Here is a 20,967-nt window from a genome sequence, read left to right as displayed (position 1 = left end):
AGGCCTTCTTTCAGGCCGTCAAGTACCAGGCTGGCGACAATGCCAATATCGGCTTGTCGCATCCGATACAGCTTCTAACGAAAAGCTCGCCTTTATTGTTGCGAGCTGCCCCCGTTTTTCGATTTGCTCGCTGCTTCTTTGCTCGCTGAATCCGACGACTTGGGTATGCCGATTGGCGCCGACGTTTCATTCCCTGTGTTTCAAGGATTCTCATGACTTCGAGCAATACCCCCAGCCCGCTGAACGCCATCGCCGATCAAGCCCTCGGTCTCGATACGCCCGCCGCCGTTGCTACGCCTCACGCAGCGACCGTTGCAGCCGTTGCCGAAACCGCCGCACCGACCGGCCCGTCGTTCGCGTCGCTTGGCCTGTCGTCGGATATCGTTTCCGCGTTGACGGCCGCCGGCTACTCGGCGCCGACGCCCGTCCAGCAGCGCGCGATTCCCGCTGCCATCGCCGGCCGCGACCTTCTGGTGTCGAGCCCGACCGGCTCAGGCAAGACGGCAGCCTTCATGCTGCCCGCCATTGAGCGCTTCGCGCAGTTGCAAAAGGCCCAGGCGGCCCAACCGCGTGAGCCGCGCGCAGCCGACGGCGACCGCCGCACGCGCCGTCCTCAGCCAGTCGCACGTCCGGCCCTGCTGGTCCTCACACCGACCCGCGAACTCGCCATGCAGGTGACCACGGCCGCATCGACGTACGGCAAGCACCTCAAGCGCCTGCGCACCGTCAGCATTCTCGGAGGCGTCGCGTATGGCCAGCAATTGATGCTGCTGGCCAAAAACCCTGAAATTCTCGTTGCCACGCCGGGTCGCCTGATCGACCACCTCGAGCGCGGCCGCATCGACCTGTCGCAACTGCAGATGCTGGTCCTCGACGAAGCCGACCGCATGCTCGACATGGGCTTCATCGATGACATCGAAACGATCGTCGCAGCCACGCCTGCTTCGCGTCAGACGATGCTGTTCTCGGCTACGCTCGACGGCAAGATCGGTTCGCTGACGGGCCGTCTGTTAAAGGATCCGGAGCGCATCGAGATCGTCCAGCGGATGGAGCAGCGCACGAACATCGCACAAACCGTGCACTATGTGGACGACCGCGATCACAAGGATCGTCTGCTCGATCACCTGCTGCGCGATGCCGGTCTCGACCAGGCAATCGTGTTCACGGCGACCAAGATCGACGCCGACCAGCTCGCCGGCCGTCTCGCCGACGCGGGTTTCGAATCTGCTGCCCTGCACGGCGACCTGCCGCAAGGCGCGCGTAACCGCACCATCAAGGCACTGCGCGAGCGTCGCGTGCGTGTGCTCGTGGCGACCGACGTCGCTGCACGCGGCATCGACATCCCGGGCATCACACACGTGTTCAACTACGACCTGCCGAAGTTCGCCGAAGACTACGTGCACCGTATCGGCCGTACTGGCCGCGCCGGCCGCTCGGGTATTGCCGTGAGTCTCGTGCATCACGCCGAGCAAGGCGCGCTGAAGCGCATCGAGCGTTTCGTGCGTACCCCACTGCCGGTCAATGTCGTCGAAGGCTTCGAGCCGCGCAAGTCGGCTCCGTCCGGCAATGGCCGCGGCGGTTTCGGCGGCGGCCGTGGCCGTCCGGCCGGCGGCAACGGCGGTGGCCGCCGCTTTGGTAGCGGCGCTGGTGGCGGCAAGCCGTCTGGTAACGGAAGCGGTGCACGTAGCGGCGGCGGCTGGGCCGGCAAGTCGTCGGGCGGCGCTTCGCGCGAAGGCTACGGCGGTTCGCGTGACGGCGGCTACGGCGCACGCCGCAGCGACGGTCCGCGTACTGCTCGTCGCGGCAGCTAAGAGGTTCAGAGATAGCTGAGCAGTAGCCGACGGGCGCAGAGGTCGCGGATCGATCTCCCGCAGAGGTGCCGGGGCGCCCACGCCGCCCGGATGGAAGCATCAGCGGAGAGCAATCTGCTGCCTGCATAAAGAGAACCGGTGCCCACGCACCGGTTTTTTTTCGTCCTCGTTTTCATCCATGGCCAATTTTCACAATGTGGGAAATTTTTTTGCGTCGTAAAAAATCTTGCTGCGTGGCACAACCAACCCCGTTGCAGCAGGGAAAATGTGATTTCTTATTGCGAAATAGAATCAATAACATATTGATTAATAACAGATAAAAAACCAAGAAAAAGCTTCTTCGACGCCTGTCGGAGCGATCCTCATTTGCCTAGACTCTTATATAAGACTTCACGAAACGAAGTACCCGCGAAGCGGGCGACGCTGAAGACACGAGTTGACTGATCCATTACCCAGGCAATCAAGGAGCACACCATGTCACGTCAAGAGCAAGCACAGCAACTTCAGCAGCAATGGGATACCGATCCGCGCTGGAAAGGTATCAAGCGCACCTACACCGCTGACGATGTGGTGCGCCTGCGTGGCTCCGTGCCCGTCGAGCACACGCTCGCAAAGCGCGGCGCGGAAAAGTTGTGGGAATCGATCCACAACGAGCCGTTCGTCAACGCCCTGGGCGCGCTGACCGGCAATCAGGCGATGCAGCAGGTGAAGGCCGGTCTGAAGGCGATCTATCTGTCAGGCTGGCAGGTGGCCGGTGATGCCAACGTCGCCGGTGAAATGTATCCCGACCAGTCGCTCTATCCGGCGAATTCGGTGCCGCTCGTCGTGAAACGCATCAACAACACGTTGACGCGCGCCGACCAGATCCAGTGGTCCGAAGGCAAGAATCCGGGCGACGAAGGCTACGTTGATTTCTTCGCACCAATTGTCGCCGACGCAGAAGCCGGTTTCGGCGGCGTGCTGAATGCATTCGAATTGATGAAGTCGATGATCGAAGCCGGCGCCGCCGGCGTGCACTTCGAAGACCAGCTCGCATCGGTGAAGAAGTGCGGCCACATGGGCGGCAAGGTGCTCGTGCCGACCCGCGAAAACATCGCGAAGTTGACTGCCGCGCGTCTGGCCGCCGACGTGTCCGGCACGCCGACCATTCTGCTCGCCCGTACGGACGCCGAAGCCGCCGACCTCGTGACGTCGGACATCGACGACAACGACAAGCCATTCCTGACCGGCGAGCGCACGGTCGAAGGCTTCTACCGCACGAAGCCGGGTATTGAACAGGCCATATCGCGCGGCCTCGCCTACGCGCCGTACGCCGACATGATCTGGTGCGAAACCGGCAAGCCGGACCTCGAATTCGCGAAGAAATTTGCCGAAGCGATCCACAGGCAGTTCCCGGACAAGCTGCTGTCGTACAACTGCTCGCCGTCGTTCAACTGGAAGAAAAACCTCGACGACGCGACGATCGCCAAGTTCCAGAAAGAACTCGGCGCGATGGGCTACAAGTTCCAGTTCATCACGCTGGCCGGTTTCCACGCGCTGAACTACTCGATGTTCAACCTCGCGCACGGCTATGCACGCACGCAGATGAGCGCGTTCGTCGAAATGCAGCAGGCGGAATTCGCTGCGGCCGAAAAGGGCTTCACGGCAGTCAAGCATCAGCGCGAAGTCGGCACCGGCTACTTCGACGCTGTGACGCAGACGGTCGAGCGCGATGCATCGACGACCGCACTGCACGGTTCGACGGAAGACGAGCAGTTCTTCGACAAGAAGGTCGCATAACGTCGGGAAAGACTGAACAGGCGCAAGTCAGGGAGAAGCGGCCCCGCAGAGGGCCGCCGTCAGAACAGATACGGCAGTGGGTTACGACCTGCTGGCCGGGGCTGAGCTTGCCAGAAACCGCGGCGCAGCATCCCCGCACCGCGGGCGAGCATCACGCGCTGGCCTACCCGCCGGCGCGTTTTTTCCTTGTCCGTACGAAATGCGTTGCGCGAGGCGCAGCCGACCCCGGCGCCGTCGCAAAACGAACTCATCGATAGACGATCACTGGAATCTTCGTATGCGTGAGCACCCGTTGCGTCTCGCTGCCGATCAGCAGGCTGCCCAGCCCGCGACGCCCATGCGACGCCATGAAGATCACGTCGCAGCCGTCCCGCTCCGCCGCCTCGATGATGCCGAGATAAGGGGACGGATGCACGCTCGTCCTGCTCGTGAATGCGACACCCGCGTCGCGCGCGGCCGCCTCGACCTCCTGCAGGTGCAGACGCGCTTCGCGCTCGCTGCGCTCCTGAAAGTCGACGGGCGGCTCGATCACGACCTCGGAAAACGGCGAGTACGGATATTGGGGCAGGCAGGCGTAGGCTGTAACGCGCGCGCCCACTGCTTTAGCCAGGTCGATTGCGCCGTCGATCGCCTTTTTCGACAGGTCTGAACCATCGGTCGGAACCAGGATGTGCTTGAACATCGCGCCCTCCGTCGTCAGCTGCGCCTATCCGGCAGGGCCGTGCGATACCTGTGGATCGGAACGCGCGGCACCTCGAATCGATTGTAGTGCGCCGAAATTGACTGCAAGGCGTGCGTGCGGGTCTGTACCCATATCGAAAACCCGCGCGCGACGCGTTGCCAGCTGTAGCGCTGTACTAGCCCCAGTAGCCCGGATGGCCGTAAGTATGTTTAAGAAGATCGAGAAAAAGCCGCACTCGCAACGGCAGGTGGCGGCGCTGCGGGAATACCGCGTGAATGCCGATAGGCGGCGCGGCGAACTCATCGAGCACCGTGACGAGGCGCCCGGACGCGATATCCGTGCCAACTTCCCACCACGAGCGCCAGGCGAGCCCGTAACCTTCGAGACACCATTCATGCAGTACCGCGCCGTCCGAACATTCCATCGTGCCGGAGACCTTGATCGACACGACCTTGTCGCCCTGCTGGAATGTCCAGCCGCGCTGCTGGTTGGCGCTCGCGCCGAGCGCGAGGCAATTGTGATGCGCGAGCTCGGCGAGCGTCCTGGGCGCCCCGCGACGGCCAAGATAAGCCGGCGACGCCACGACGACGCGCCGGTTGTCGCCGAGACGAAGCGACACAAGCGACGAGTCCGGCAGCTCACCGAGCCGCACTGCACAGTCGAAGCCTTCGTTCACCAGATCGACCATGCGGTCCGACAGATCGAGCGTGATCGACACGTCCGGGTGCGCAACGGTAAATACCGGCACGAGTGGCGCAACGTGACGCCGCCCGAAGCCGGCAGGTGCCGACACGCGCAGATGCCCGCTCGCCTTCACGCCGCCGGCGGACACGCTCGCCTCGGCGTTCTGCATGTCGTGAATGATGCGCTGGCAGTCTTCGAGGAACGCCGAGCCCTCGAAGGTCAGCGTGATCCTGCGCGTGGTGCGGACCAGCAGTTTCACGCCCAGGCGCTCTTCGAGCGCATCGATGCGCCGGCCGATGATCGCTGGCGCCACACCTTCCGCCTGTGCGGCAGAGGACAGACTGCCGCGCGCTGCGACAGTAACGAAGGTTTCGATCTGCTTGAACCGATCCATGGCGTGCCAGCGCGAAAGTTGCGCGCTAAAACGAAGTTGATCGTCAGATTAGATATGGGAAAGTAAAAGATCAAGTGATGTTTAGGGTCTTTTTAGACCTAAGGCATGACTAATAGAATCGACCCTGACCTCTGAATGGAGCGCACGGCAATGTCGGCCACAACGACACTCTTCCCGAAGGCAGTGATTTTCGACGCGTACGGCACACTTTTCGACGTGCATTCGGTCGTCGCTGCGGCGGAACAGATGTTCCCGGGCCACGGCGATACGCTTTCGCAGCTCTGGCGGCAAAAGCAGATCGAATACACGCAGTTGCGCTCGCTGTCCGATCTTTCCGGCGCGCATTACGAACCGTTCTGGAACATCACGCTCGACGCGCTGCGTTTCGCCGCACGCAAACTCGGCCTCACCCTCAACAGTGCCGCCGAAAAGCGTCTGATGGACGAATACGCGTGTCTGTCCGCCTTTCCGGACGCGATACCCGCCGTGCGACAGTTGCGCGACAGGCTTGCGCCTGCGGGCGACCTTGGCGATGCACGCCTCGGCCTCGCGATTCTGTCGAACGGGAATCCGCAAATGCTCGACATCGCCGTGAAGAGCGCCGGCATGACGGGCCTCTTCGACCATGTGCTGTCCGTCGATTCCGTCCGCGCCTACAAACCCGCGCCAGCTGCCTACGCGCTCGGCACGCAAGCCTTCGGCGTGAGCCCGCGCGAAATCGTGTTCGTGTCGTCGAACGGCTGGGACGCGGCCGGCGCGACCTGGTTCGGCTACACGACTTTCTGGGTCAACCGCCTGCGCGCGCCGGCCGAGGAACTCGGCGTCAAACCGCATGCGAGCGGGGCGAGCCTCGCCGACCTGCCCGCTTTTCTGGACACCGTTTCGCCGCCCGACCGAGGTTCAGGCCGCACGCGCCACAGCCCTGGCACGTGAGCCCCAGAACCACACCGAGCCGGGCATTCATTCATCACACATTGCAACGCATCTTTGTAATCCGACCGACCAAGGGAGAAACCATGGCGAATACGCTGTCGCTGCCGCAGGGCATGCAAATCACCGCTGAAATCAAGCCGGGCTTTGAATCGATCCTCACGCCCGACGCGCTCAAACTCGTCGCGACGCTGCATCGTGCATTCGAACCGCGGCGCCAGCAACTGCTGAAGGCTCGCGTCGAACGCACGAAACGCCTCGACGCGGGCGAGCGCCCCGACTTCCTCGCCGAAACGAAGCGTATCCGTGAAAGCGACTGGAAGATTGCGGCGCTGCCGAAGGATCTGGAATGCCGTCGTGTCGAGATCACAGGGCCGGTCGAGCGCAAGATGATCATCAATGCGCTCAACTCAGGGGCGGATTCGTACATGACCGACTTCGAAGATTCGAACGCGCCGAGCTGGGATAACCAGATCACCGGTCATATCGATCTGAAGGATGCGGTGCGCCGGACGATCTCGCTTGAACAGAACGGCAAGTCGTACCGCCTCAACGACAAGGTGGCCACGTTGATCGTGCGGCCGCGTGGCTGGCATCTCGACGAAAAGCACGTCACGGTGGATGGCCAGCGCGTGTCGGGCGGCATCTTCGACTTTGCGCTTTTCCTGTTCCACAATGCGAAGGAACAGGTGGCCCGCGGCTCGGGCCCGTACTTCTACCTACCGAAGATGGAGAGCCATCTCGAGGCGCGCCTTTGGAACGACATTTTCGTCGCCGCCCAGGAAACCGTCGGCATCCCGCGCGGCACGATTCGCGCGACGGTGCTGATCGAGACGATCCTCGCCGCATTCGAAATGGACGAGATCCTGTACGAGTTGCGCGAGCATAGCTCGGGCCTTAACGCTGGCCGCTGGGACTATATTTTCTCTGCGATCAAGAAGTTCAGGAACGACCGGGATTTCTGCCTCGCCGACCGCTCGCAGATCACGATGACCGTGCCGTTCATGCGTGCCTATGCACTGCAGTTGCTGAAGACCTGCCATCGCCGCAATGCGCCGGCGATCGGCGGCATGAGCGCCCTGATCCCGATCAAAAACGATCCGGCTGCGAACGACAAGGCAATGGCCGGTGTGCGCTCGGACAAGGCGCGCGACGCCAACGACGGTTACGACGGTGGCTGGGTCGCCCACCCGGGACTCGTACCGATCGCGATGGAAGAGTTCGTGAAGGTGCTCGGCGACAAGCCGAACCAGATCAGCAAGCAGCGCGACGACGTTCAGGTCACGCCGAAGGATCTGACCGACTTCCGGCCGGAAGCGCCGATCAGTGAGGCCGGACTGCGCAACAACATCAACGTCGGGATTCACTACCTCGGCTCATGGCTCGCGGGCAACGGCTGCGTGCCGATCCACAACCTGATGGAAGACGCAGCGACCGCTGAAATTTCGCGCTCGCAGGTGTGGCAGTGGATCCGCTCGCCGAAGGGCAAGCTCGAAGACGGCCGTCAGGTCACGGCTGAACTCGTGCGCGAGCTGACGAAACAGGAACTCGAGAAGGTCAAGGCATCGATCGCAGGCGAAACGAAGACGTACGATCGCGCCGCGCAGATCTTCGAAGAGATGTCGACTTCCGCCAGTTTCGCCGAATTTCTGACGCTGCCGCTGTACGAGGAAATCTGAGGTAAGCGCATGGACCTGCTGACGGCCTCAGCCAGCGGTCCTGCGCGCAGGAGACCGGCCCGGCAGGTTCAGATCTGCCGGGCCAATTGCTTTTCCGTTCGCCCCGTTCAAACCCAGGCACACCCGCTACGGGCCAACACCGGGTTATCGCGTGCGACGATGCGCGACCCAGTCCCCGGAAGCGATTTCAGCCAACCCAGCAACGGCGTCTCTAGCGACTGGATAGAAGCGGCACGCCAGCGTTGCGCCATCGACATCGACCGTCACATCGCGGCCGAGAAACAGCCCTTCGACACCCGGATAGACATGCTCGATTTCGTCGAGCACGGCAACGAGCGCGTCGTCGATTTCATAAACGTCGCCAACCACCGGCACACCCTTGTTATCGACCACGAGGCCCGGGTATGAGCCGAAGTCGTACAGCCGACCTTTCACCGTCGCCGGGCCGATGTAGGTCGGCGTTGTAATGTCGTGACGCGCGGCAGCCGCGCTGATGTCGTTGACTTCTCCAGCTCGCAACGTGCCGTAGACGAAGACGTTCTGCATTCCCCTCTATCCTCACTGTGAGTCACCCAAGCGGCGCGCTCGCCACGAGCACACCATCGATATCCGCATAAACCCATTCCCCCGACCGCACGGTCGAACCCGGCAGGCGTACGGTCACGTCGCGCACGCCGCCACCGCGCTTCTGGCTGCGTTGCGGATGCGTGGCGAGCGCAGCGATGCCGATATTGCACTCGTTGAGTTCAAGCGTGTCGCGCACGCATCCATAAACCAGGATGCCAGCCCAGCCGTTCCTCTCGGCAATCTGCCCGAGATTACCGCCGACGAGCGCGCAGCGCAGACTGCCGCCGCCATCGACCACCAGTACGCGGCCCGCGCCCTGCTCCTCGAGCGTTGCACGCACGAGCGTATTGTCCTCGAACAGTTTCAGCGTCACCGCCTCGCCGCTGAAGCACGGCGCGCGGCCCCAGAGCCGAAACACGGGATCGAGAACGCGCAGCGTGCCGGCGGCAAGCTGGTCCTCGTTTGCGTCGCACAGATCTGCGGTTGCGAAGGTCATATACGTCTCCAGGATGGATGAACCGAATCGGATGCATTATGCCTCGCCCCCGCTTTCATCCCCCTCTCGCCGAATGGCTAACGTGGCCTGTGTCGCGGGTCGTTCGAGCGCGACGCCCCTACAATATGAGCACACGTCATCCCCGACCCTGCCATGTTTCCGCCATGAACCAGCCCGCTCCGTCCGCGCTTTCCACACGAGTCGATTTCGCAGACATTCCGCCGGAGTTTGCGCCGACACCCACGCATCCGATCCGGGTCCGGTCACGGCCGATGCCGGCCGGTGTACGTATCGCCCGTCACACGCATGCGTGGGCGCAGGTGGCCTACGCGTCGCGCGGCGTGCTGCGCATGGCAACGGTCGGCACCACGTGGATGGTGCCGCCGTCGCGCGCGATCTGGGTGCCACCTTACGTCACGCACGAAGTGGTGATTGTCGAGGATGCGTTCCTGCGCACGCTATACGTCAACGAGTCGGTTATTCCGCCGGGGCTCGACGCGTGCCGGGTCGTCGAAGTATCAGGGCTTCTGCGCGAAGTGATTGCTGCGCTCGATTCGCCGGGGCTCACTTCCGCGCGCGAGCGGCTGCTCGGCACGCTCGCGCTCGATGAGCTGACGCGCTCTGAACCACTGCCGCTATCCGTACCGATGCCGAATGAGAAACGGCTGAGGGCGTTATGCGAAGCCGTCATCGCCGACCCGGCCAATCCGGATTCTCTCGAACGCTGGGCGTCGATAGTCGGCGCGAGTACGCGAACGATCGCGAGGCTATTCCGGCAGGAACTCGGCGTGAGCTTCTCGCAGTGGCGTCAGCAGGCGATCCTCGCGCGCGCCATTCCACTGCTAAGCCAGGGGCGCCCCCTTTCCCACGTCGCTCAGGAGCTGGGCTATCAAAGCCAGAGCGCCTTTTCCGCCATGTTCCGGCGGGCATTCGGAGAAAGTCCCCGTGCATTCATCGAACGTGGCGTCGAGCATCGCCACGGCCACGACGAAGAAGACAGCGACCTGTCACCGGACGAACAGGATGTGCACCGCGGTCAACTCAAATAATTGCGCAAAGGCGAAGCTGTGGTCAGACGCGGCGCGACATATGACGAATCGAGCCGAGCTGCGCGAGACGCGGTCCGGCCAGACGATAGCCCATCCGGAGATAGAGCCGTGCCGCAGGATTGTCGACAAACACACGCAGTTGAAGCTCCCTCAGCCCGCGTGCGCGCGCCCATCGATGCGACATGTTGAGCATGTAGGTGCCCGCGCCCTGACGGCGATGCCCTTCGGCGATCTGTACATCACGGATGTGCAGCGAGTCGCCTTCCTCGGTGATGCGCAGCACGCCGATCGCTTCGCCGTCCACCTCGAGAATAAAATTCTCCGACTCACGCCAGCTTGCGAGGAACAGATCCCTACGCCACACGAGATGATGTCGCTTGTAATAACCGCCCATGTTGTTACGGGTAAGCGCTTCGGCAAATACGAAGTCATCCATGCTGGCTTGGCGCAGCTGAAAGGAAGGCGTCGGGAACTCGGTCGGATCGAGCATGGCGCAACGGACGGGATGGTGGTCCGCACAACGGTAAGACAGGCTACACGCGCTGGCAAGGGCGGTTTGCCCGAAGCGAGGAAAGGAAGCGAAGCAGGGAATGAAAAAAGAAAAAAGCCCGCAGAAAACTCAGCGGGCTTTTTCATCTGGCGGAGCGGACGGGACTCGAACCCGCGACCCCCGGCGTGACAGGCCGGTATTCTAACCAACTGAACTACCGCTCCAGTTTTTTGCATCGTGGCTTGTGAGCGTTGGTTATCTCTCTACAAGCTGCATCGCCGGAATCTGTTGGCGCTGCTGATGTCTGGCGTCCCCTAGGGGATTCGAACCCCTGTACTCACCGTGAAAGGGTGATGTCCTAGGCCTCTAGACGAAGGGGACAACGTACGCTTACACCTTTAACGAAAAAGCCCGCTCAAGCGCACCTGAACGGGCTTCGTCTGGCGGAGTGGACGGGACTCGAACCCGCGACCCCCGGCGTGACAGGCCGGTATTCTAACCGACTGAACTACCACTCCAGTCTTTACATCGCACCCTGCAGAGCGTCGGTTAAATCTCTACAAGCCGCACCACTTCAACTACCAAGTGACGCTGATGTTTGGCGTCCCCTAGGGGATTCGAACCCCTGTACTCACCGTGAAAGGGTGATGTCCTAGGCCTCTAGACGAAGGGGACATAATCTTTTCAGACTCTGTCTTGTTTCTGCCGTTGATTCAAACAACTTTTCATCAACAACGAAGACCAATATTCTAACTGCTTTACTACCGTTTGTGAAGTCTTTTTTGCTACAACTTACCGCGTTTGCGAAAGACTTCAACCTGCTCTGATGGTGGAGGTAAGCGGGATCGAACCGCTGACCTCTTGCATGCCATGCAAGCGCTCTCCCAGCTGAGCTATACCCCCTTGCAGAACAGAAGCGAGATTGTAGAGAGCGAATCTCAATTTGTAAATACCCTTTGAGCCATCACACGCGACTTTTTTTGAGGTCGCATGTACGCGCTCTTATGCCTCGCTTCGCGTGCGTTTCAAACGAGCGCTTTTTCGATGCGGCTCACCACGACGTCGCGACCAAACAGCATCAACACCGTATCGATCGAGGGTGTATGCGTCGTACCCGCGACGAGCAAACGAACCGGCATCGCCAGTTGCGGCATCTTGAGCTTGTGTGCGGCAAGCGTTGCCTTCAGCGCAGCGGAGATCCCCTCCTTCGTCCACTCCCCCGCCTTCAATGCGGTGACGAGATCAGCCAGTGCCGGGCGGACCACGTCGGTCACGTGCTGCGCCAATGCTTCCGGCTCCGGGGCCGGCTTGCGATAGAACATCGCGGCGTTGTCGGCAATCTCCTTCACCGTCGACGCGCGATCCTTCAAGAGTGCCACCACGGCCACCAGATCCGCGCCCTTCGAAAGCACCGTGTCGTCGATACCGAGCTGCGCGAGGAACGGCTTGGCGAGACCGGCAAGGTGCGCGTTGTCGGCTTCCTTGATGTAATGCGCGTTGAGCCAGTTGAGCTTGTCGTGATCGTACTGTGCGGGCGACTTGCCGAGATGTTCGAGATCGAACCACTCGATAAACTGCTCGCGCGAGAAGATTTCCGCGTCGCCGTGCGACCAGCCAAGACGCGCGAGATAGTTCAACACCGCTTCGGGCAAATAGCCTGCGTCGCGATAGCCCGTCACGCTCATGGCGCCATGCCGCTTGCTCATCTTTTCACCCTGCTCGTTCAGCACGGTCGGCAAATGCGCATAGACGGGCGGCTCGCCGCCAAGCGCGCGCAGGATGTTGATCTGGCGCGGCGTGTTGTTCACGTGATCATCGCCACGGATCACGTGCGTGATCCGCATGTCCAGATCGTCGACGACCACGCAGAAGTTGTACGTCGGCGTGCCGTCCGGACGCGCGATGACGAGGTCGTCCAGTTCTTCGTTCGAAATCTCGATGTGCCCCTTCACCGCGTCGTCCCAGGCGACCACGCCGGTGAGCGGATTACGGAAGCGCAGCACCGGCTCGACGCCTGCCGGCGGCGTCGGCAGCACCTTGCCCGGCTCCGGACGCCATGTGCCGTCATAACGCGGCTTCTCGCCCGCTGCGCGCTGACGTTCACGCAGCGCATCGAGCTCTTCGGTCGACATGTAGCACGGGTAGACAAGCCCCTGCTCCACCATCTGCTTCAGCACTTCGCGGTAGCGGTCCATTCGCTGCATCTGATAGTACGGACCTTCGTCGTAGTCGAGGCCGAGCCAGTTCATGCCTTCCAAAATCGCGTCGACGGCTTCGGACGTCGAGCGCTCGACGTCGGTGTCCTCGATCCGCAGCACGAACGCGCCTTTCATCTTGCGGGCGAACGCCCACGGATACAGCGCGGAACGAATGTTCCCGAGATGGATGAAGCCAGTGGGACTCGGTGCAAAGCGGGTACGAACGGGTGTGGTCATGTGCGGTTACTCGAGGGCAGGCGCCGACGCGCGGTCATCATCATTCTGACGCGGCAGCGAAACGTGTCCGCGCTGCAATGTGCCTGCTGGCAACGCAACGCGCGGACTCGAATGACAGAAGCAAGACCGCGATTATACCCGCCGGGCGGTCCCCTCCGCCTTGCCAGCGTCGCGTTTGCGCGCGCCACGCGCGCTTTGCTTTATGATGTGCGCGCGCCGCATGCTCGCGGCGCAGTACGATCGCCGCCGGCGGTCGTGTTTGCGTGATCGTGACGCTCTGGAAACGCGCCCCCATCGGGTTGCGCAGGCGTCGCTGCTGGAGAAATCGTTGAAACCGTCATCCCCTCGCCTGAGCCGCCGCAGCTTTTCGCTTGCCGCGGCATCCGCCGTTCTCACTGCCTGTACGACCACCGGCAGCCGGTCCGACAACGTCGCTTCCAGCGAAAGCCCCGTCGTGACCGCCTTGCCGCCGCCCGTCGTCAAGCCACCGCGGCCGCTGCGTGTCGGCCTCGCGCTTGGCGGCGGCGCGGCGCGCGGCTTCGCGCACATCGGCGTGATCAAGGCGCTCGAAGCGCGCAACATCCAGATCGATCTGGTGTGCGGCACCAGTGCAGGATCGGTCGTCGCCGCCCTGTACGCGTCGGGCATGAACGGCATCGCGATGAACCGGCTGGCACTCAACATGGACGAGGCGTCGATCAGCGACTGGGCCATGCCCTTTCGCACCCGCGGTTTCCTGCAGGGCGTCGCGCTGCAGAACTACCTGAACACGACCCTCAACAATCGTCCGATCGAAAAGATGGCGAAGCCGCTCGGTGTTGTGGCAACCGATCTGAAGACCGGTCAGCCGATCCTGTTCCAGCGCGGCAACACCGGCATCGCGGTGCGCGCGTCGTGCAGCGTGCCTTCGGTATTCGAACCGGTGAAAATCGGCGCGCACGAATACGTCGACGGGGGCCTCGTGAGCCCGGTGCCGGCCTCGTTCGCGCGCAAGATGGGAGCAGACTTCGTCATCGCAGTCGATATTTCGGCGCGCCCTGAAACCGGGCTCACCCAAAGCTCGTTCGACATGCTGATGCAGACGTTCACGATCATGGGTCAGACGATTAAGGCCTACGAGCTCGACAAGTACGCAGACGTCGTGATTCGCCCGAACCTCGCGGCGATGAGCGGCAGCGATTTCGGCCAACGCAATGCCGCGATCCTCGCAGGCGAGGAAGCCGTAGCGAAGATCATGCCGGAGTTGCAGCGGAAGATGGCAGCGGGACGACCGGTGGTGTAACGGGTTGCATCCGGTGCCCCCTGCGGGCGTCCCGCGGGTACGGACCAAAAGAAAATGCCTGCTTCGAATGAAGCAGGCTTTTTTATGCGCCCCGAAACAGAATGAATCGCCTAGTTGTTGCCGCCAATCGTCGCGTTAACGCGCTGCCGCAGATCCTGCTGCTGGGAAAACGACGTTTCGATACGGCGCGCACCGGTAAAACGCTTTTCCCAGTAGCCGCTATCCATATCATCGACGCGGATCGTGCTGCCGGTAGACGGGGAATGCACGAACTTGTTGTCGCCGATGTAGATGCCGACGTGCGAGAACGTGCGCCGCATCGTATTGAAAAACACGAGGTCGCCCGGCTTCAGGTCGCTTACGCGAACTTTTTCGCCGACACGACTCATTTCTTCTGCACGCCGCGGGAGCGCCATTCCGAGCGTGTCCTGGAACACGTAGCGGACGAAGCCGCTACAGTCAAGTCCGGAGTCCGGCGTGTCTCCGCCCCAGCGGTAGCGCACGCCGATCATGTTCAGCGCGCCCACTACTACGTCACCCGCCTTGCCGGCCATGCCGGACAGAAACGAGCGGGCGCCACTATCGCTCGACGATAGGGCGCCCTGGAGATTCGGGTTTTGCGAATTCGGGGAGGACGACGAATTCGACCCGTTCTGGATCGAAAATGTGGCGTTCTGGTTAATACTGCCTACTTCATCGGCGAACGCGCCGGGAGCTGCAGCCATCATGACGCCGATGAACATCCCGGCGACGACGCGCGTGCAAGCCTGGGTCAGATATCGGTGCTGCATTGGTCGGTAGATTTTGCCCAAAAATCAGTGGGATACGGAAAGTTTTGACGATACTAGCCAGTAAGTATTTATCTGTCAAAACAAATAGAAAAATACAATCGAGACACGCACCCAATTGGTGAATGTCAAGTCGCAAATGACGCTTTCAGGAGCTTTCGCGTGTAAGGGTGGTGGGGCGCGGCAAAAATCTTCTCCACATCACCGGATTCCACGATAGAACCGTTCTGCATCACCGCCACGCGGTGTGCCATTGCACCGATCACCGCAAGATCATGGCTGATGAAAATAAAACCGAGGTTGTATTTGTGTTGCAACCCGGCCAGAAGCTTGAGCACCTGGTGCTGGATCGACACGTCGAGTGCACTGGTCGGTTCATCGAGAATCAGGAGGCGCGGCTCCAGCACCAGCGCGCGGGCGATCGCGATGCGCTGCCGCTGCCCGCCGGAGAATTCGTGCGGATAGCGCTGCAGCACCGTGCGATCGAGTCCGACCTCACGGAGCACCGAAATGACCTTTTCGCGACGCCCCTGCGCGCCCAGGTGCGGCCGGTGCAGAGCAAGCCCTTCGCCGACGATCCGCTCGATGGTCTGGCGCGGCGAAAGCGAACTGAACGGATCCTGAAAGACGACCTGCATATTCGAGCGCAGAACTGTCTGTTCATGCCCCCGAAAGGTCCCGAGTGCTTTGCCCTGGAAATCGATTTCCCCGCTGGTCGTGCGCTGCAGCCCCAGAAGCGCCATCGCCAGGGTCGATTTTCCCGATCCGGATTCGCCGACGATACCCAGCGTCTCCCCCTGGCGGACCGACACATTGGCCTGCGCGACCGCACGGAAACGACCCGAACGGAACCAGCCGCCGACGCCCGGCAACTTCGTCGGGAAATCGACCGAGACGTCGCGTGCTTCGAGAATCACCGGCGAAATGGGCAGCACCGGCACGACCGTGCGCTCCGGACGGCTTTGCAGCAGGCGCTGCGTGTACGGGTGCTGCGGCGCTTCGAAAATCTGCTCGACAGACCCGCTTTCGACCAGCACGCCCTGCTCCATCACCGCGACACGTTGCGCGAAGTGGCGCACCAGATTGAGGTCGTGCGTGATCAGCAGTACAGCCATGCCGCGCTTCTCGGCTTCGTCGCGCTGCAGTTCAAGCAGCAGCTCGACGATCTGCGCGCGGATCGTGACGTCGAGCGCGGTCGTCGGCTCATCGGCAAGCAGCAGACGAGGCCGGCACGAGAGCGCCATTGCAATCATCGCCCGCTGCCGCTGACCGCCTGAAAGTTGATGCGGATAGCTGTTGACGCGCTTCTCCGGCTCCGCAATACCGGTGCGCGCGAGCAACGCGACGGTCCGCTTGCGCGCCTCGAGCGGCGTGACGCCATCGTGCAGCACGATCGTCTCGGCGATCTGGTCGCCGATCGTGTAGAGCGGATTGAGCGCGGTCATCGGCTCCTGGAAGATCATCGCGATATCGGAGCCGCGCAGGCCCCGCATCTCGCGCTCGCTTTTCGCGAGCAGTTCCTCACCATTGAACCGGATTGACCCGCTCACCTGTGCGTCGCTCAGAAGGCGCAGGATCGACAGCGCCGTCACGCTCTTGCCCGACCCCGATTCACCGACCAGCGCCACGCGCTCGCCGCGTTCGATGGCCAGCGTGACGTCGTTGACGGCGATCGTGTCGCCAAAGCGCACATGTAGACGATCGAGCGACAGCAACGGGCTCGGTGCAGGTTGCTTCACAGAGTCGCTCACTGGTTGCCTCCGCCGGCGCGCATCGCATCGGCAATGCGGGTATCGAGCGCGTTACGCAGTGCATCGCCCATGAACGTCAGCAGAAGCAGCGTCGCCACCAGCACGCCGAAGGTCGAGAGCGAAATCCACCACGCGTCGAGATTCGCCTTGCCCTGCGCGAGCAGTTCGCCCAGGCTCGGCGTCGGCGACGGCACGCCGAGGCCCAGGAAATCGAGGCTCGTCAACGCTAGAATCGAACCGCTCATGCGAAACGGCAGGAATGTGATGACGGGTGTCAGACTGTTCGGCAACACGTGACGCCAGATGATCTGCCAGTTCGATAGCCCCATCGCGCGCGCGGCGCGCACGTAGTCCTGCTGGCGGTTGCGCAGAAACTCCGCGCGCACGTAGTCTGACAGGCCGATCCAGCCGAACAGCGACAGCAGCACGATCAGGAGGATGAAGCCCGGCTCGAAGATCGACGCGAAAATGATCAGCAGGTACAACTCAGGCATCGCGCTCCAGATTTCGATCAGGCGTTGCCCGACGATGTCGGTCCGCCCGCCGAAGTAACCCTGTATCGCGCCCGTAAAAATGCCGATCACCGTGCCGATGACCGTCAGCACCAGCGCGAACTCCACAGAGACGCGAAAGCCATAGAGCAGCCGCGCGAACAGATCGCGGCCCCGGTCGTCGGTACCGAGCCAGTTGTCGCGCGACGGCGGCGCCGGGTTCGGCACCTTCGAAAAATAGTTGAGCGTGTCGTAGTAGTACGGATTCGGCGGGTAAATCGCGAAGTTGCCGGGCGTGTCGAAGCGGTGCCTGATGTAGGGATCGAGATAGTCGGCGGGGGTCGGAAAGTCGCCGCCAAACGTTGTCTCCGGATACGTTTCGAAAAGCGGAAAATACAGATGGCCTTCGTAGCGAACGACGATCGGCTTGTCGTTCGACCACAGCGGGCCCGCCAGGCTCGCCGCGAAAGCCACGACGAATATGATCAGGCTCCAGTAGCCCAGCCGCTGCTGCCTGAAGCGCAGCCAGACACGTCGCGCCGGCGACGGCGACACGAAAGCTCGAACCGGCTCGGTGCGGGTTTGTGGAACGGCTCGGCTCAAGTCAGCGCTCCAGATGTCCGAATTGAATGCGAGGATCGACCCAGACGTAGCAAAGGTCCGAGATGAGCTTGGTCGCAAGACCGATCAGCGTGAACAGATACAGCGTACCGAGCACAACCGGATAGTCGCGCCGCACGACCGATTCATACGACAGCAAACCGAGCCCGTCGAGCGAAAACAGCGTCTCGATTAGCAGACTGCCTGTAAAGAACGCGCCGATGAACGCCGCCGGAAAGCCCACGATCAATGGCAGCATCGCATTGCGAAACACGTGCTTCCACAACACGCGTCGCTCGGACAGACCTTTGGCGCGCGCAGTCAACACGTATTGCTTGCGGATTTCGTCGAGGAAGGCGTTCTTCGTGAGCATCGTGATGACGGCGAAGCTGCCGATCACCGACGCGACGATCGGTAGCGTGATGTGCCAGAGATAGTCGAGAATCTTGCCGCCGAGACTCAGTTGCGCCCAGTTGTCGGACGTGAGATTGCGCAATGGAAAGAGTTGCAGGAACGACCCGCCGCCGAACAGCACGAGCAGCAGCACACCCAGCACGAAGCCTGGAATCGCATAGCCGATCAGTACGATCAGACTCGTCGAGACATCAAAGCGCGAGCCGTTGCGCACCGCCTTCGCGATGCCGAGCGGCACCGATATCAGGTAGGTCAGGAAGAACGTCCATAGCCCGATGCTGATTGATACCGGCAGCTTCGACACGACCAGCGACCACACGCTCTGATGGCGGAAATAGCTGTCACCCAGATCGAAGCGCGCAAAGCGCTTGAGCATCAGGAAGTAGCGTTCGAGGGGCGGCTTGTCGAAACCATAGAGCGCCTTCAATTGCGCGATCTGCTGCGCGTCGACACCTGTGTGCGTGCGCAAGCCGAACGGCGCGCCCTGCTCCGCACCTTTGCGCAGGTCGTGCACGGCCTGTTCGACGGGGCCACCGGGAACGAACTGGATCACGACGAAGGTTAGCGTCAACACGCCGATCAGTGTCGGGATCATCAGCAGCAGACGTTTGAGGATGTAGCTCCACATGGGCGGTGATCCGGTGCGCAATCAAGCGACAATAAAGGCAATGAGTGACGGGCAGACGCTCGAAGCAAACCGTCAAGGCTTCGGCGTGAACCACCAGGTCGAGATGATCCAGTCGTTTGCCGAATAGTACAGGGGCAAGGTCTTGGGCCATGCCATGCCGCGCCGGTAAGCCACCCGGTGCGTCGCGCTGTACCAATGTGGAATCACATAATAGCCATGCATCAGCACGCGGTCGAGCGCATGCGTCGCATCGACGAGCTGTTCGCGTGTCTGCGACTGGATCAACGCACTCAGGATCGAATCGACGACCGGCGACTTCAGACCGATCAGATTGCCGGACCCCTGCTCGTCGGCGGCCTTGCTGCCAAAGCGATCGATCTCCTCCGAGCCCGGCACCTGAACGTCGGGAAAGCGGATCGTCGTGGCGTCGAAATCGAACGCATCGAGGCGCTTTTGGTAAAGCGCGTAATCGACCACGCGGAATCGCGCAGCGATGCCCAGCTTGCTCAGATTGCGGACAAACGGCGCGATCACCGGCTCCATCCCGGCGGACGAACCGGAATCGTCGAGGATTTCGAATTCGAACGGTTCACCTTTCGCGTTGCGCAGCGCGCCGTCGCGATAGGTCCAGCCTGCCTCGGCAAGCAGCGCACGCGCCTGCAGCAGGTTGGCGCGTAGCGAACCCGGCAAATCCGTATCCGGCTGCTTCGGTGGCGGGCCAAATACCGCGGGGTCCAGCTGGGCCTTCCACGGATTCAGGAGCGCCAGTTCGCCTGCTGAGGCCATACCTGTCGCCTGCAGATCCGTATTCGCGAAAAAGCTGTCGAGCCGCTTGTACTGGTTATAGAAAAGCTGCCGGTTGAGCCACTGGAAGTCCAGCGCCAGATCGAGCGCCTTGCGCACCCGCACGTCCTGAAACAGCGGCCGGCGCTGATTCAGGATGAAGCCCTGCATGCCCGTGCCGTTGTGCTGCGGGAATTCGCGTTTGATCAGCTCGCCGCTGTCGAACTTCTTGCCTACGTCGCGGCGCACCCAGCTGCGCGCGATGTACTCGACGAATGCGTCGTATTCGCCGGCCTTGAAGGCCTCGCGGCGCGCAATCTCGTCCGAGTACAGCTTGTACGTGATGCGATCGAAGTTGTTCATGCCGACGCGCACCGGCAGCGCCGCGCCCCAATAGTTCGGATCGCGTCGATAGGTGATGTTGCGACCGTTGTCGTAATGCTCGATCACGTACGGACCGCTGCCGATGGGTTCCTGAAATGCAAACTGATCGAACGGGATACGGCTGCCGTCAGGCTTCATCCCCCACTTGCGGGAAAAGACGGGTACGCCGCCGGCAATCAACGGCAGTTCGCGATTGCGCTGCCGGAATTCGAAGCGGATCGTCTGCGGGTCGACCACGACCGCCTGCGTAATCTCCGCAAAAATGGACGCGAACTGCGGTGCCGCCTTTGAACTCTTGAGCGTGTCGAACGAGAACTTTACGTCGTCCGCCGTGACGGGGTCGCCGTTCGAGAAGCGCGCGCGCGGATTGATGTGGAAGGTCGTCGACATGCCGTCAGGCGCGATACGGATGTCGTCTGCCAGCAGGCCGTAGGCGGACGCGACTTCATCGGAACTGCCAGTCGTGAGGCTCTCGAACAACATGCCGATGCCAGGCGCCGCGTTGCCGCGCAGCGTGAACGGATTGAACTTGTCGAAACTCGTGAGGCGGTCCGGGTTGGCCAGCACCAGCGTGCCGCCCTTCGGCGCATCCGGGTTGACGTAGTCGAAGTGCTTGAAGTCGGCCGGATATTTGGGCTCGCCGTATTGCGCGATCGCGTGGACCGCATGGACCGGCGGCGTCGCCAGTAGCGCGCCGAGGCCGCACGCGACGGCGAGGGAGCAGGCCGCCATCGAACGTGGCAGTGCTTCAAGACCGACACGCGACAGCGCGCGAACCACGGTGCGCCATGCGACACGACGTGTGTGCAGCCATCGCGATCCAGTCGTCATAGGGGCCTTGTTGGTCAGG

Annotated in this window: 17 protein-coding genes and 5 tRNA genes; 6 read left to right on the top strand and 16 right to left on the bottom strand. The window is 62.0% G+C overall.

Annotation, left to right across the window (positions count from 1 at the left end; all coding sequences use genetic code 11):
- Positions 1 to 212 precede the first annotated feature (212 nt).
- Together B0G77_RS14980 and aceA are read left to right on the top strand one after the other, a co-directional pair.
- The gene (locus B0G77_RS14980) at positions 213 to 1,811 is read left to right on the top strand and encodes a DEAD/DEAH box helicase (protein WP_133662828.1); all 1,599 of its coding nucleotides are present in this window, start codon (positions 213 to 215) and stop codon (positions 1,809 to 1,811) included.
- 474 nt (positions 1,812 to 2,285) lie between these two features.
- Complete coding sequence (gene aceA, locus B0G77_RS14975) at positions 2,286 to 3,590, top strand: isocitrate lyase (RefSeq protein ID WP_133662827.1); 1,305 nt, start codon at positions 2,286 to 2,288, stop codon at positions 3,588 to 3,590.
- 247 nt (positions 3,591 to 3,837) lie between these two features.
- On the opposite strand, the gene B0G77_RS14970 is transcribed toward aceA, so the two are convergent.
- On the bottom strand, positions 3,838 to 4,272 hold the full coding sequence (locus B0G77_RS14970) for a universal stress protein (RefSeq protein WP_133662826.1): 435 nt from the start codon (positions 4,270 to 4,272) through the stop codon (positions 3,838 to 3,840).
- Positions 4,273 to 4,447: 175 nt separating this feature from the next.
- Positions 4,448 to 5,350, bottom strand: a complete 903-nt coding sequence (locus B0G77_RS14965) for a LysR family transcriptional regulator (RefSeq protein WP_133662825.1) — start codon at positions 5,348 to 5,350, stop codon at positions 4,448 to 4,450.
- A gap of 150 nt (positions 5,351 to 5,500) precedes the next feature.
- Here B0G77_RS14965 and B0G77_RS14960 point away from each other — a divergent pair, with 150 nt between their 5' ends.
- Both B0G77_RS14960 and aceB read left to right on the top strand, forming a co-directional pair.
- Positions 5,501 to 6,283, top strand: coding sequence for a haloacid dehalogenase type II (locus tag B0G77_RS14960; protein WP_133662824.1), 783 nt, complete (start codon positions 5,501 to 5,503; stop codon positions 6,281 to 6,283).
- Positions 6,284 to 6,366: 83 nt separating this feature from the next.
- Positions 6,367 to 7,959 carry a malate synthase A gene (aceB, locus tag B0G77_RS14955; RefSeq protein WP_133662823.1) on the top strand — a complete coding sequence of 531 codons (1,593 nt, stop codon included), beginning with the start codon at positions 6,367 to 6,369 and terminating at the stop codon, positions 7,957 to 7,959.
- Between the two features lie 144 nt (positions 7,960 to 8,103).
- Here the strand turns inward: aceB and B0G77_RS14950 are convergent, their stop codons facing one another.
- Both B0G77_RS14950 and rraA read right to left on the bottom strand, forming a co-directional pair.
- The gene (locus B0G77_RS14950; RefSeq protein WP_133662822.1) at positions 8,104 to 8,505 is read right to left on the bottom strand and encodes a gamma-glutamylcyclotransferase family protein; all 402 of its coding nucleotides are present in this window, start codon (positions 8,503 to 8,505) and stop codon (positions 8,104 to 8,106) included.
- Between the two features lie 22 nt (positions 8,506 to 8,527).
- Positions 8,528 to 9,022 carry a ribonuclease E activity regulator RraA gene (gene rraA / locus B0G77_RS14945; RefSeq protein WP_133662821.1) on the bottom strand — a complete coding sequence of 165 codons (495 nt, stop codon included), beginning with the start codon at positions 9,020 to 9,022 and terminating at the stop codon, positions 8,528 to 8,530.
- Between the two features lie 164 nt (positions 9,023 to 9,186).
- Here rraA and B0G77_RS14940 point away from each other — a divergent pair, with 164 nt between their 5' ends.
- Entirely contained in the window at positions 9,187 to 10,071 is an 885-nt protein-coding gene (locus B0G77_RS14940) for a helix-turn-helix transcriptional regulator (protein WP_133662820.1), read from the top strand.
- Positions 10,072 to 10,093: 22 nt separating this feature from the next.
- Here B0G77_RS14940 and B0G77_RS14935 read toward each other — a convergent pair whose 3' ends face one another.
- The 7 genes from B0G77_RS14935 to gltX form a co-directional block, all read right to left on the bottom strand.
- Entirely contained in the window at positions 10,094 to 10,561 is a 468-nt protein-coding gene (locus tag B0G77_RS14935) for a GNAT family N-acetyltransferase (protein ID WP_133662819.1), read from the bottom strand.
- 147 nt (positions 10,562 to 10,708) lie between these two features.
- Positions 10,709 to 10,785, bottom strand: a tRNA-Asp gene (locus B0G77_RS14930).
- Between the two features lie 81 nt (positions 10,786 to 10,866).
- Positions 10,867 to 10,942: transfer RNA gene (locus B0G77_RS14925), tRNA-Glu, on the bottom strand.
- A gap of 60 nt (positions 10,943 to 11,002) precedes the next feature.
- A tRNA-Asp gene (locus tag B0G77_RS14920) sits at positions 11,003 to 11,079 on the bottom strand.
- A gap of 81 nt (positions 11,080 to 11,160) precedes the next feature.
- Positions 11,161 to 11,236 (bottom strand) — tRNA-Glu (locus B0G77_RS14915).
- Between the two features lie 152 nt (positions 11,237 to 11,388).
- Positions 11,389 to 11,464: transfer RNA gene (locus tag B0G77_RS14910), tRNA-Ala, on the bottom strand.
- Positions 11,465 to 11,586: 122 nt separating this feature from the next.
- Positions 11,587 to 12,996, bottom strand: a complete 1,410-nt coding sequence (gene gltX, locus B0G77_RS14905; protein ID WP_133662818.1) for a glutamate--tRNA ligase — start codon at positions 12,994 to 12,996, stop codon at positions 11,587 to 11,589.
- A gap of 328 nt (positions 12,997 to 13,324) precedes the next feature.
- On the opposite strand from gltX, the gene B0G77_RS14900 reads away from it, so the two are divergent.
- A complete protein-coding gene (locus tag B0G77_RS14900; RefSeq protein WP_243750999.1) occupies positions 13,325 to 14,278 on the top strand; it encodes a patatin-like phospholipase family protein in 954 nt (317 codons plus the stop codon).
- A 110-nt stretch (positions 14,279 to 14,388) separates the two neighbouring features.
- Here B0G77_RS14900 and B0G77_RS14895 read toward each other — a convergent pair whose 3' ends face one another.
- The 5 genes from B0G77_RS14895 to B0G77_RS14875 form a co-directional block, all read right to left on the bottom strand.
- On the bottom strand, positions 14,389 to 15,069 hold the full coding sequence (locus tag B0G77_RS14895; RefSeq protein ID WP_133662816.1) for a C40 family peptidase: 681 nt from the start codon (positions 15,067 to 15,069) through the stop codon (positions 14,389 to 14,391).
- A gap of 125 nt (positions 15,070 to 15,194) precedes the next feature.
- Entirely contained in the window at positions 15,195 to 16,817 is a 1,623-nt protein-coding gene (locus B0G77_RS14890) for a dipeptide ABC transporter ATP-binding protein (RefSeq protein ID WP_133662815.1), read from the bottom strand.
- The gene (locus B0G77_RS14885) at positions 16,814 to 17,911 is read right to left on the bottom strand and encodes an ABC transporter permease (RefSeq protein ID WP_133662814.1); all 1,098 of its coding nucleotides are present in this window, start codon (positions 17,909 to 17,911) and stop codon (positions 16,814 to 16,816) included. The genes B0G77_RS14890 and B0G77_RS14885 overlap by 4 nt, the downstream gene beginning before the upstream one ends.
- A gap of 1 nt (position 17,912) precedes the next feature.
- A complete protein-coding gene (locus B0G77_RS14880) occupies positions 17,913 to 18,950 on the bottom strand; it encodes an ABC transporter permease subunit (protein WP_133662813.1) in 1,038 nt (345 codons plus the stop codon).
- A gap of 72 nt (positions 18,951 to 19,022) precedes the next feature.
- Positions 19,023 to 20,948 carry an extracellular solute-binding protein gene (locus B0G77_RS14875; protein WP_133662812.1) on the bottom strand — a complete coding sequence of 642 codons (1,926 nt, stop codon included), beginning with the start codon at positions 20,946 to 20,948 and terminating at the stop codon, positions 19,023 to 19,025.
- Positions 20,949 to 20,967: the final 19 nt, after the last annotated feature.

The organism is Paraburkholderia sp. BL10I2N1 (assembly GCF_004361815.1).
Classification (GTDB): Bacteria; Pseudomonadota; Gammaproteobacteria; order Burkholderiales; family Burkholderiaceae; genus Paraburkholderia.
The sequence above is the reverse complement of the archived record's forward strand: the minus strand, read 5'-3'. Positions and strand labels throughout refer to the sequence as shown.

Coding starts and splice junctions, on each gene's coding strand:
- B0G77_RS14980 (WP_133662828.1), top strand. CDS start 213: ATGACTTCGAGCAATACCCCCAGCCCGCTGAACGCCATCGCCGATCAA.
- aceA (WP_133662827.1), top strand. CDS start 2,286: ATGTCACGTCAAGAGCAAGCACAGCAACTTCAGCAGCAATGGGATACC.
- B0G77_RS14970 (WP_133662826.1), bottom strand. CDS start 4,272: ATGTTCAAGCACATCCTGGTTCCGACCGATGGTTCAGACCTGTCGAAA.
- B0G77_RS14965 (WP_133662825.1), bottom strand. CDS start 5,350: ATGGATCGGTTCAAGCAGATCGAAACCTTCGTTACTGTCGCAGCGCGC.
- B0G77_RS14960 (WP_133662824.1), top strand. CDS start 5,501: ATGTCGGCCACAACGACACTCTTCCCGAAGGCAGTGATTTTCGACGCG.
- aceB (WP_133662823.1), top strand. CDS start 6,367: ATGGCGAATACGCTGTCGCTGCCGCAGGGCATGCAAATCACCGCTGAA.
- B0G77_RS14950 (WP_133662822.1), bottom strand. CDS start 8,505: ATGCAGAACGTCTTCGTCTACGGCACGTTGCGAGCTGGAGAAGTCAAC.
- rraA (WP_133662821.1), bottom strand. CDS start 9,022: ATGACCTTCGCAACCGCAGATCTGTGCGACGCAAACGAGGACCAGCTT.
- B0G77_RS14940 (WP_133662820.1), top strand. CDS start 9,187: ATGAACCAGCCCGCTCCGTCCGCGCTTTCCACACGAGTCGATTTCGCA.
- B0G77_RS14935 (WP_133662819.1), bottom strand. CDS start 10,561: ATGCTCGATCCGACCGAGTTCCCGACGCCTTCCTTTCAGCTGCGCCAA.
- gltX (WP_133662818.1), bottom strand. CDS start 12,996: ATGACCACACCCGTTCGTACCCGCTTTGCACCGAGTCCCACTGGCTTC.
- B0G77_RS14895 (WP_133662816.1), bottom strand. CDS start 15,069: ATGCAGCACCGATATCTGACCCAGGCTTGCACGCGCGTCGTCGCCGGG.
- B0G77_RS14880 (WP_133662813.1), bottom strand. CDS start 18,950: ATGTGGAGCTACATCCTCAAACGTCTGCTGCTGATGATCCCGACACTG.
- B0G77_RS14875 (WP_133662812.1), bottom strand. CDS start 20,948: ATGACGACTGGATCGCGATGGCTGCACACACGTCGTGTCGCATGGCGC.